At 67.0% G+C, this 8,967-nt stretch carries 10 protein-coding genes; 4 read left to right on the top strand and 6 right to left on the bottom strand.

Translation table 11 applies throughout. The annotated features are described in order from the left end of the window. The first annotated feature begins 28 nt into the window (after positions 1 to 28). A complete protein-coding gene (locus BRAS3809_RS25005; protein WP_008964815.1) occupies positions 29 to 334 on the top strand; it encodes a hypothetical protein in 306 nt (101 codons plus the stop codon). Between the two features lie 7 nt (positions 335 to 341). Here the strand turns inward: BRAS3809_RS25005 and BRAS3809_RS25000 are convergent, their stop codons facing one another. Then, the gene (locus BRAS3809_RS25000) at positions 342 to 1,220 is read right to left on the bottom strand and encodes an ornithine carbamoyltransferase (RefSeq protein WP_083839163.1); all 879 of its coding nucleotides are present in this window, start codon (positions 1,218 to 1,220) and stop codon (positions 342 to 344) included. 83 nt (positions 1,221 to 1,303) lie between these two features. Between BRAS3809_RS25000 and BRAS3809_RS24995 the strand changes: the two genes are divergently transcribed. Continuing rightward, a complete protein-coding gene (locus tag BRAS3809_RS24995; protein WP_008964813.1) occupies positions 1,304 to 2,392 on the top strand; it encodes a mandelate racemase/muconate lactonizing enzyme family protein in 1,089 nt (362 codons plus the stop codon). A 23-nt stretch (positions 2,393 to 2,415) separates the two neighbouring features. Here BRAS3809_RS24995 and BRAS3809_RS24990 read toward each other — a convergent pair whose 3' ends face one another. Together BRAS3809_RS24990 and BRAS3809_RS37455 are read right to left on the bottom strand one after the other, a co-directional pair. Further along, positions 2,416 to 3,045 carry a glutathione S-transferase family protein gene (locus BRAS3809_RS24990; RefSeq protein WP_008964812.1) on the bottom strand — a complete coding sequence of 210 codons (630 nt, stop codon included), beginning with the start codon at positions 3,043 to 3,045 and terminating at the stop codon, positions 2,416 to 2,418. Positions 3,046 to 3,103: 58 nt separating this feature from the next. After that, positions 3,104 to 3,541: a phytanoyl-CoA dioxygenase family protein gene (locus BRAS3809_RS37455; protein ID WP_008964811.1), complete on the bottom strand. Its 438-nt coding sequence runs from the start codon at positions 3,539 to 3,541 to the stop codon at positions 3,104 to 3,106. Between the two features lie 546 nt (positions 3,542 to 4,087). Here BRAS3809_RS37455 and BRAS3809_RS24980 point away from each other — a divergent pair. Continuing rightward, positions 4,088 to 4,690: a hypothetical protein gene (locus BRAS3809_RS24980; protein ID WP_008964809.1), complete on the top strand. Its 603-nt coding sequence runs from the start codon at positions 4,088 to 4,090 to the stop codon at positions 4,688 to 4,690. A gap of 52 nt (positions 4,691 to 4,742) precedes the next feature. On the opposite strand, the gene BRAS3809_RS24975 is transcribed toward BRAS3809_RS24980, so the two are convergent. After that, positions 4,743 to 6,236, bottom strand: coding sequence for an NAD-dependent succinate-semialdehyde dehydrogenase (locus BRAS3809_RS24975; protein ID WP_008964808.1), 1,494 nt, complete (start codon positions 6,234 to 6,236; stop codon positions 4,743 to 4,745). Positions 6,237 to 6,399: 163 nt separating this feature from the next. Next, positions 6,400 to 6,720 carry a hypothetical protein gene (locus BRAS3809_RS24970; protein WP_008964807.1) on the bottom strand — a complete coding sequence of 107 codons (321 nt, stop codon included), beginning with the start codon at positions 6,718 to 6,720 and terminating at the stop codon, positions 6,400 to 6,402. Between the two features lie 346 nt (positions 6,721 to 7,066). On the opposite strand from BRAS3809_RS24970, the gene BRAS3809_RS24965 reads away from it, so the two are divergent. After that, positions 7,067 to 8,260, top strand: a complete 1,194-nt coding sequence (locus tag BRAS3809_RS24965; RefSeq protein ID WP_008964806.1) for a serine hydrolase domain-containing protein — start codon at positions 7,067 to 7,069, stop codon at positions 8,258 to 8,260. A 190-nt stretch (positions 8,261 to 8,450) separates the two neighbouring features. Here the strand turns inward: BRAS3809_RS24965 and BRAS3809_RS24960 are convergent. Continuing rightward, on the bottom strand, positions 8,451 to 8,967 hold a 517-nt coding region (locus tag BRAS3809_RS24960; protein WP_035658341.1), incomplete at its 5' end, for an adenosine kinase.

The raw sequence follows: 8,967 nt of genomic DNA, 5'->3' as shown, positions 1-8,967 counted from the left end.
ACGCCCAGCATGATGCGGGGATCAGGACATGGACTTCTCCATCGAATGGCCGGCCGACTTCGCCGATTACGAATGGGAGGTGACAGCAAAGGGCTGGCTCACGCTGACCATCACCGTTTCTGATCAACGATATCGTTTGAACGTCTATGATCCCGCTCGCGTCGGCCAGGAGATTCAATCCGACCTCGAACGCGGGCGGCCGTTCTTTGAACCGAATCTGGTTATTGTGAAATCCGTGACGCGCGTTGCGATCGAACAGGCCGTCCACGAGCTCGTGCGATCCGGGCGCGCCGCCGAATTGATCGAAGAACGGATGGGCTCGAAGGCAGGGTAAATCACGGTCAGGCGATCGATCCGGCGTCGCCGCCGAACACCCATTCGAGCGCGGCGTTCTGCGCGTGCAGCAGAAACGCCTTGGCCTGTACCGACCGGCACGCGTGATGCAGCATGGCATCGCCAGAGACCTCCTGCCCCCGCGTCACCGGCGGGCACGGCAGGAAGTCCAGATCCGGCCGGAGGCGATCCAGCAGCGCTGCGGTGATCTGATAGTTTTGCACGGCGCCGGCCTCGTCATCACGCGGCCAGCAATCCGTGATGATCACGTCGACGTCCTGCAAGGCATCGAGATCGGTCGTCACGTGAAACCGTGGCGACTCTCCCGGTGCGTGCCATCGCGCCGGATAGACCTGAACGATTTCGATCGGGAGCATCTGCGCGGCCTCGATCCAGGAGCCAAGGATGTTCGCCGCCGGCGCCACCACGGCGATCTTCAAGCCGTCGATCGTGCCGCGGCGATGCATCAGGAAGGCGAGGTCGCCGAGCGTCTCGCAGGGATGATTCTGCCGCGTGCGCGCATTGACCACCGGCGCCTGCGCCCAATGCGCCAAGGCATACAGCAGCTCCAGTTCGGGCGTACGGCACACCACCGCATCGAACCAGTTGTCGAGATAGGCGGCGAGATCCTCGACGGCCTCCGTGGCGTTGAGGCGGATCGGGGTGTGCACGCAAAGACCGCCCATCGCTTGGATGCCGAGATCGAAGGCGGTGGTGTTGCGCCAGCCGCTGTCGTCGACCACGAGCGCGATGCGCCGGCCCGCCAGCGTTTGCGGCATCGCGCGCGCCCGCCAGCAGGCGGCGAGTTCCTGCGCGCGCATCAGCATGCCGAGGATGTCGGAGCCGTCGAGGTCCCCCAGCGCCAGGATGTCGCGCTCACCCACCATGAACTCTCATGCGCCGTTCGCAATTGCCCTGGCCCCACCACGAGCATAACCTTCGCGAAAAATCCAGGGAAGGAACCGCGCTGATGGCACAGATCGCGACGATCGAGACCGGGCTGTATCGCATTCCGCTCAGCGTCACGCTGACCGACAGCACGCATGGCGAGATGACGGCGTTCGAGCTGATCACCTGCCGCGTACGCGATGCCGACGGGGCCGAGGGCACAGGCTACACCTACACGGTGGGCCGCAATGGAACTGCCGTAGCCGACATCGTCCGGCGCGAGATTCCCGATCTCGTCGGGGGTCACGAGGCCGACGACACCGAGGCGATCTGGCACCGGGTGTGGTGGGGCCTGCATTATGGCGGGCGCGGCGGCCCTGTCGTGCTGGCGTTGTCGGCGCTCGACATTGCATTATGGGATCTCAAGGCGCAGCGCGCCGGCCTGCCGCTGTTCCGGCTGCTCGGCGGCTTCGACGCGCGCGTGCCATGTTATGCCGGCGGCATCGACCTCGATCTCTCCGTGGACGCGCTGCTGCAGCAGACCGACGGCAATCTCGCGCGCGGGTTTCGCGCGATCAAGATGAAGGTCGGGCGACCCGATCTCGGTGCCGACGTCGCGCGCGTCCGGGCGATGCGCCAGCACCTCGGTGACGGCTTTCCGCTGATGGCGGACGCCAACATGAAGTGGACGGTGGAGGAGGCGATCCGCGCCGCGCGCGCGTTGCAGCCATTCGATCTCACCTGGCTGGAGGAGCCGACGATCCCCGATGACATCGCCGGCCACGCCCGCATCCTCAACGCTGGCGGCGTGCCGGTCGCGGCCGGCGAGAATTTGCGCTCGCTGTGGGACTTCAAGAACTACATTGCCGCGGGCGCCGTGTCCTACCCCGAGCCCGACGTGACCAATTGCGGCGGCGTCACCGCGTTCATGAAGATCGCCCGGCTGGCGGAGGCGTTCAACCTGCCGGTCACGAGCCACGGCGCGCACGACATCACCGTGCATCTGCTCGCGGCCTGCCCCAACAGGTCATATTTGGAAGCGCACGGCTTCGGGCTCGACCGCTATATCGCGGACCCGCTGGTGCTGGACAATGGCATGGCGCTGGCATCGACGCGGCCCGGCCATGGCATCACGTTCGATTGGGAGGGGCTGGCGAAGCTCGCGGGCTGACCGCGACCTCAGCGGCGGCGAGGTCAGGCCTTCGCGCTCGGACGGCTTGCGACTTCGCCGTACCATCGCTTGAGATGGCGGAGATGATCGGGCGGGTCGAGCTTGGCGCGGCGCGCGAAGTCGACCGTCACCAAGGCGCTGATGTCGGCGACCGTGAACTCGGGGCCACAGACGAAGGCATGATCGGCGAGCTGCGCGTCGAGCCACTCGAAATAGTGCGCGGCGCGCAGGCGTCCGCGCTCGGCGAGCGCCGGGATCTGCGCGAGCGGCAGCGGGCCCGGCAGCGCACGCTGCTCCAGCCCCGGCGTGCTGTTGCGGAAGGCTTCCGCAATGGCGGAGATGCCGTCCCACTCGATGCGGCGGACCCAGCAGTCGATGAGGGCGCGCTGCTCCGGCGTACGACCCATCAGGACCGGCTCCGGGTGCAGTTCCTCGATGTAGCGGCAGATCGCGATGATGTCCGTAACGGCGGCGCCGGAGTCGAGCTCCAGCACGGGAACGGTGCATTGCGGGTTGAGCGCGCGGAACGACGGCGTGAACTGCTCGCCGGCGCGCAGATCGACCTGCACGGTCGGAATCGTCACTCCCTTCTCCGCCAGGAAGATGCGCACGCGGCGCGGGCTGGGAGCCGTCGGTGAATCGTAAAGCTTCATGGGCATCCTCTGTACTGGCTTGCGCGGTCGCGCGGAGCACCAGGCAACACGCTGGTGGCTACTGCGCTCCGAACACCTCATCGTCGTCCATCCGCACCGCGCGCAAGGCACGCGTCCGGCGCCAGTCCTCCCGTTGCGTGGCCACCGCGTAGGTGATCAACAGCGAGCGGCGGCGGGCACCGCTGCGGTTGCGGGTCGCGCCGTGCAGCAGGTTGACGTCGAACAGCAGGATATCGCCGGCCTCGCCCGCCGTGACGAACGGCGCGGCCTTGGCATCATCCGTGTCGCGGCGATGCGTGCCGGGCGCCACCTGGGTCGCGCCATTGTCGGGGCCGAAGCCATCGAGGAAGGCGAGCGCTGACACCGCATCGGTGCGCAGACGGTCGATGCCGTCGCGATGCAGCGGCTGCTGGCCGCCATCGGGGAGCGGCTCGCGGCCCTCGACCTGGCCCAGGAAGAACGGCGCCTTCAGGATGTGAGCGACGGCGCCGAGCATCACCGGCAGCCGGCAGCCGGCAGACGCGCTGCACGATGGGGTCGAGATCGACCATCGCGTGGCGCCAGTCGCGACCCCGCGGCACCGGCCATTGCTCGGACGGCCGCGTGCCCGCCTCGAACGCCTGCCGCAGCGGCTCCAGCCAATCGGCCGGGATCGCGCCATGCAGCAGCAGATAGCCCTCCGCATCGAGACGGCGCGCCTCGGCTTCGGGGAACTGGCCGACGCCAGCGCGCGTCAGTGCTGCGGTCATGGGCGGGCTCGCACCTCGAGAGCGGGGAGAGGCGCCATGTTCGGCGATCGGGCTTGGCTCGGCAAGCGGACCGCCGCGCCTCTGCCCTCCCGGAACGGTCTTGTCCCTGGAGCCAGGCGGCCATCGGCCGGTGCGCTGCCGCGCGACTGAGACGATCGGTCGCGCGATGCGCCCTCCGATCACGGCGCGGGGTTCACCCTTCGTTAACGCTGCCGGCCTACCCCTCGTTAGCATTACTCTGCAACGATCCGAAACATGGGGACAACGAGCGATCGAGCTCCTGGAAATCGCACATGGTGGCCGTCCAAAGCACGAACCAGATCTCGCCGGCAAATGAGCGGGTCTACCGCCAGAGCAACCTGCTCGGCGAATGGAAAGGCACCTGGACCGCCAGCGGCCAGGCGGTGAGCTTCAAGGTCGTCAATATCCGCGGCGCCGCGGCGACCGTGGAATACACCCATAATGGGCGCACCGAGCGCGGCATCGGCCAGGTCAACGGAACGACCATCGATTTCGGCCCGGTTACGATCGGCACCAAGAACGGCAAGACCGCGGTGCTGCTGTTCTCGGCCGGCGGCGGCAAGGCCACCGCAGTGCTCGACAAACAGACGCCCCCCGCCGACGAGAGCAACCTGGTCGGAAGCTGGGCCGGCTATTCCGGCGAGAACGGCATGGCCGCGAGCTTCCGGGTGTTGTCCGTCAGCGGCAAGGAGGCACAGGTCAGCGTCACCGCCAACGGCATCACGCGCACGGGTACCGGCCTCGTCTACAACAACGTCATCATGTTCGAGCAGACGCAGATCTCGACCGACGACGGCAAGAGCGGCAAGGTCATCTACCAGATCGGCAACAAGTCCTACATGGTGCCGGTGGACAAGCTGCCCAAGATCGCCTGAGCGAGACCCGAACTCGCACCGGTGATCGGCGCGAGCCCGGATCCGTTGGGGCTCAGACGCCCGCCATCATCACGTACTTGATCTCGAGATATTCCTCGATGCCGTGATGCGAACCTTCGCGGCCGAGGCCGCTCTCCTTGACGCCGCCGAACGGCGCGACCTCGGTCGTGATCAGGCCGGTGTTGACGCCGACCATGCCCGACTCCAGCGCCTCGGCGACCCGCCAGACGCGGCCGAGATCGCGGGCGTAGAAGTAGGACGCCAGGCCGAAGGGCGAGGCGTTGCACATCGCGATCACGTCGGCCTCGTCCTTGAAGCGGATCACCGGAGCCAGCGGACCGAACGTCTCCTCATGCGCGACCAGCGCATCCGCCCTGACGTCCCGCAGCACGGTCGGCTCGAAGAAGGTGCGGCCGAGCGCGTGACGCTTGCCGCCGGTGACAACCTTGGCGCCGCCCTTCACCGCGTCGGCGATGTGGCGCTCGACCTTCTCGACCGCCTCCTCGTTGATCAGCGGGCCCTGCACGACGCCGGCCTCGGTACCTTCGCCGATCTTCATCGCCGCGACCTTGGCGGCGAGCTTCTGGACGAAAGCGTCGTAGATGCCGTCCTGGGCGTAGATGCGGTTGGCGCAGACGCAGGTCTGGCCCATGTTGCGGTACTTCGAGACGATGGCGCCCTCGACCGCCGCGTCGATGTCGGCGTCGTCGAACACCACGAAAGGCGCGTTGCCGCCGAGCTCGAGGCCGAGCTTCTTCACCGTGCCGGCGGACTGGCGGTACAGGATCTTGCCGACCTCGGTGGAGCCGGTGAAGCCGACGAAGCGCACCGAGGGATGCTCACACAGCACCTTGCCGATCGGGGGCGCATCGCCGGTGACGATGTTGAGCACGCCTTTCGGGATCCCGGCGCGCTCGGCCAGCACGGCAAGCGCCAGCGCCGACAGCGGAGTCTCGTTGGCGGGCTTCAGCACCACGGTGCAGCCGGCGGCCAGCGCCGGCGACACCTTGCGGGTGATCATCGAGTTCGGGAAATTCCACGGCGTGATCGCGCCGCAGACGCCGATCGGCTGCTTCAGCGCCAGGAGGCGCGCGTCCGGCTTCTGCGTCGGGATGGTCTCGCCATAGACGCGGCGCGCCTCCTCGGCGAAGAACTCGATATAGGCCGCGCCGATGTCGACCTCGCCGAGCGCTTCCGTCAGCGGCTTGCCCTGCTCGGAGGTCAGGATCAGCGCGAGGTCCTCGCGGTTGGCAACGATCAGCTCGAACCATTTGCGCAAGGTGTTGGAGCGCTGCTTGGCTGTGAGCTTGGCCCATAGCGGGAAGGCGCGTGCGGCGGCCTCGACCGCCTCAGTCGTTTCCGCTGCGCCGAGCTGCGCGATCCTGGCGAGCTCCGCGCCGGTGGCGGGATTGTTGACCGGAAAGCCGGGGGTGCCCACCCAGGCGCCGTCGATGTAGCACTGCTCGCGCAGCAGCGACGGATCCTTGAGGCGGTCGCGCAGGCTGGGAACGGCGGCGGACGCGCGTGCGGCGGCGGGCGGTGTCATGGGCATCTCCTCGAAGCGGTCGGTCTCTTGCTCCGAATATAGCCCTGGGATGGCGCAGGCGCACGGCGTGTGCGCCTCACGAACGGTACATTCGACCGTTCCAACCGTGCCTTCACGGCACCAAATGCGGTGCCCCGCGATTGGACCCCCGGTTGGCGTGGCCTCAGGCCGCGCCGCTCATATAGGTCTCGCGCCGCCCGATCATGCGCTCCGCCGCGGCCTTGGCGTCAGCCTTGGTCGATGTCGCACAGGTGCGATATTCCAGGTCCGGCAAGGCGGCGGGATCACGGCGCCCGAACCAGGACTTCTGCCCGACCGGCAGCAGCGCCAGCGCCTGCGCGACATTGTCGACCGCTCCGAACGAATACAGCGCCCCGGTCGCGGCGATCCGCACCTCGTAGATTCCCGGGGTGATCGGTGCCTCGATATTGTCACCGCGCCCCGGGCGGGGATACCGCTTCCACTCGCTCCACTTCGAAATCATATCGCCCCCAACTGGCGGACGTTGCCGCCAAAATCATACCGTCGGCCCGAAAAGGCCGGTCGTTGAACTCTTTAGTGCAAAAATAGTTGCAACTCACAACAGTCCGAGGCCCGTGGTGGGAACATGGCGGCCATGTGACGGACTCGCGGCTCGATGGAACTAATCATGATTCTCTGAACATTTTGAAGCGCTGTTGCGCCGCCGCGCCCGTTCTCCCGCCTCTTTGATGTTCGCGCCGCATCATCACGAGATCGCGACCGGCTGCGTCTCCGCGGGTTCTTGCCGGCCGGATCGTGCCGGGGAACAATCCTGTACCGCCAACCAAGAGCGGAACGGAGGACACACCATGCAGAACAAGACCGACATCGATGGCGTATTGCGGCAGAAGGCCGAGGCGCGCGAGATTCCCGGCGTCGTGGCCGTCGCAGCCGACAGCAACGGCGTCATCTACGAAGGCGCATTCGGAAAGCGCGATCTCGGCCGCGACGATGCGATGACCACGGACAGCGTGTTCTGGATCGCCTCGATGACCAAGGCGATCACCTGCGCGGCAGGCATGCAGCTGGTCGAGCAGGGCCGGCTGTCGCTGGATGCACCGATCGGCACCGTCCTGCCGGATCTCGCCGCACCGCAGGTGCTCGACGGATTCGACGCCAAGGGCGAGCCGATCCTGCGGCCGGCGAAGACCGCGATCACGCTGCGCCACCTGATGACCCACACCGCCGGCTTCTGCTACGACATGTGGAACGGCGACATGGCCACTTACATGCAGAAGGCCGGCACGCCGGGGATCATCACCTGCAAGAACGACGCGCTGAAACTGCCGCTCGCCTCCGATCCCGGGACGCGCTGGGAATACGGCATCAACATCGACTTTGTCGGCAAGGCGGTGGAGGCCGCGAGCGGCAAGAAGCTCGATGCTTATCTGCGTGACAATCTGTTCGCGCCGCTCGGCATGGACGACACCGGCTTCAAGCTCGGCGCCTCGCAGCGCGCGCGTCTGGTCGGCATGCATGCCCGCGGCGAGGGGGGCACGTTGGCGCCGATCCCGTTCGAGCTCGAGCAGGAGCCGGAATTCCACATGGGCGGGGGCGGACTGTACGGCACGGCCGGCGACTACATCCGCTTCACGCGGATGATCCTCAACGGCGGCCGCGGCAATGGCAACCAGGTGCTGAAGCCGGAGACGGTGGCGCAGATGCGCGACAATCACATCGGCGAGCTCGAGATGACCCGCATGCCCTCGGTCGCTTTGGCCTATACCAACGATGTCGACCTCTATCCCGACATCGTCAAGAAATGGGGCCTCAGCTTCATGATCACGACCGCACAGACGCCCGAGGGCCGCAGCGCCGGCAGCCTCGCCTGGGCGGGCCTCGCCAACACCTACTACTGGATCGATCCCGCGCGCGACGTCACCGGCGTGATCCTGATGCAGCTGCTTCCGTTCGCGGACCGGCAGTGCCTGGAAACCTTCGCGGGCTTCGAGCGCGGCGTCTATGCCGGACTGGATGCGGCGGGCGGCAAGAAGGCGGCGTGATGATGTGATGCGACGCGAGCTGTTCCGCCGGAACTTGCTCGCGTGGCACGCGCGGTGCGCTCCCTCTCCCCGTTCTTACGGGGAGAGGGCTGGGGCTAGGGACAGCCGCTAGCACCGACCGTGCGGAGAGCCCCCTCACCCGGATCGTATCTACAAGCGGCGCCGGTCTCCTCCCACGAGATCCTTCGCGTTAGACCTTCAGCCCGTTCTGCGCCGCCAGCTCCTTCAGCGAGACCTGCGGCCTTGCGCCGATGTGCTGGATCACCTCGGCCGCAGCCAGGCCGCCGAGCTTGCCGGCCATCTCATAGCCGGTCTTGCGCACCAGCCCGAACAGGAAGCCCGCGGCGAACAGATCGCCGGCGCCGGTCGTATCGACCAGCGTCTCGATCGGATGCGCCGGCACCGCGATGACGCCGTCGTTCGACACCACGACGCAGCCCTTGTCGCTGCGGGTGACGATCCCGAGCGTGGCATCCTCGCGCAGCTGCTTCAGCGCGCCATCGAAATCCGAGGTCTGGTACAATGAATGCAGCTCAGCCTCATTGGCGAACACGAGATCGACGGTGCCGCCGCGCATCAGGTCGAGGAACTCCTCGCGATAGCGGTCGACGCAGAACGAATCCGACAGGGTCAGCGCCACCTCGCGCCCGGCATCATGGGCGATGGTCGCAGCCTTGACGAAGGCCTCCTTGGCGTCCTTCGGGTCC

Origin of the sequence: Bradyrhizobium sp. STM 3809 (assembly GCF_000239795.1) — a bacterium.
GTDB lineage: Bacteria > Pseudomonadota > Alphaproteobacteria > Rhizobiales > Xanthobacteraceae > Bradyrhizobium.
This window is presented reverse-complemented; position numbering and strand designations above follow the sequence as displayed.

Excerpts from the sequence above, each read along its gene's own strand:
- BRAS3809_RS25000 (WP_083839163.1), bottom strand. The coding sequence starts at position 1,220 with ATGGTGGGTGAGCGCGACATCCTGGCGCTGGGGGACCTCGACGGCTCC.
- BRAS3809_RS24995 (WP_008964813.1), top strand. The coding sequence starts at position 1,304 with ATGGCACAGATCGCGACGATCGAGACCGGGCTGTATCGCATTCCGCTC.
- BRAS3809_RS25005 (WP_008964815.1), top strand. The coding sequence starts at position 29 with ATGGACTTCTCCATCGAATGGCCGGCCGACTTCGCCGATTACGAATGG.
- BRAS3809_RS24970 (WP_008964807.1), bottom strand. The coding sequence starts at position 6,720 with ATGATTTCGAAGTGGAGCGAGTGGAAGCGGTATCCCCGCCCGGGGCGC.
- BRAS3809_RS24975 (WP_008964808.1), bottom strand. The coding sequence starts at position 6,236 with ATGACACCGCCCGCCGCCGCACGCGCGTCCGCCGCCGTTCCCAGCCTG.
- BRAS3809_RS24990 (WP_008964812.1), bottom strand. The coding sequence starts at position 3,045 with ATGAAGCTTTACGATTCACCGACGGCTCCCAGCCCGCGCCGCGTGCGC.
- BRAS3809_RS24980 (WP_008964809.1), top strand. The coding sequence starts at position 4,088 with ATGGTGGCCGTCCAAAGCACGAACCAGATCTCGCCGGCAAATGAGCGG.
- BRAS3809_RS37455 (WP_008964811.1), bottom strand. The coding sequence starts at position 3,541 with ATGCTCGGCGCCGTCGCTCACATCCTGAAGGCGCCGTTCTTCCTGGGC.
- BRAS3809_RS24965 (WP_008964806.1), top strand. The coding sequence starts at position 7,067 with ATGCAGAACAAGACCGACATCGATGGCGTATTGCGGCAGAAGGCCGAG.